Origin of the sequence: Psychromonas sp. B3M02 (assembly GCF_003318165.1) — a bacterium.
Taxonomy (GTDB): domain Bacteria; phylum Pseudomonadota; class Gammaproteobacteria; order Enterobacterales; family Psychromonadaceae; genus Psychromonas.
On record NZ_QOCB01000141.1, the window covers coordinates 1 to 1010 of the forward strand.

General features: G+C 51.6%; 1 protein-coding gene. It reads left to right on the forward strand.

Annotated features, from left to right (window positions below; all coding sequences use genetic code 11):
• The coding region (locus DS885_RS15635) for an Ig-like domain-containing protein (protein WP_258546930.1) at positions 1-1010 on the forward strand (1010 nt) is incomplete at both ends.

Consider the following 1010-nt stretch of genomic DNA (forward strand, 5'->3'; position numbering starts at 1 on the left):
ATTGATTACACCGCGGTAAACAATGGTGATGGGACTTGGAGCTTAGCGGCGGACACCTTACCTGAGTTAGCTGAAGGTGAGATTGAGATCAGCGTATCGGCGAGCGATGAAGCAGGTCATACCGATAGCGCCACCAACAGTCTTGAGATTGATACCACTGCGCCTGTCGTGAGTGTGGATTCTATTATTACCACCGATAATACGCCGATGCTAACAGGCTCAATTGACGATCCAACGGCTGTCGTGATTGTGACAGTGAATGATGTTGAATACAGTGCGACTAACAATGCCGATGGCACCTGGACACTCGCGGATAATACGTTACCGGCACTGGATGACGGTGAAACGGTTATTACCGTTACCGCCAGCGATGCGGCGGGCAATAGCGCCACGAACACGGGCACCGTTGAAGTGGATACCACCGGCTTAAATGTGAGTATCGATGCGTTAATTACCAACGACACCTCACCAGCGTTAAGCGGTAGCATTGATGACCCTACCGCGACCGTGATTGTGACGGTGAACGAGATTGACTACACCGCGGTAAACAATGGTGATGGGACTTGGAGCTTAGCGGCTGACACCTTACCTGAATTAGCCGAAGGTAACGTTGAGATCAGCGTATCGGCAAGCGATGAAGCAGGTCATACCGATAGCGCCACCAACAGTATTGAGATTGATACCACTGCGCCTGTCGTGAGCGTGGATTCTATTATTACCACCGATAATACGCCGATGCTAACAGGCTCAATTGACGATCCAACGGCTGTTGTCGTGGTTACCGTCACGGTTGACGGAGAAGCCTATACGGCGACTAACAATGCCGATGGCACCTGGACATTAGCGGATAATACGTTACCGGCACTGGATGACGGTGAAACGGTTATTACCGTTACCGCCAGCGATGCAGCGGGCAATAGCGCCACGAACACGGGCACCGTTGAAGTGGATACCACCGGCTTAAATGTGAGTATCGATGCGTTAGTCACCAATGAGACGTCACCAGCGTT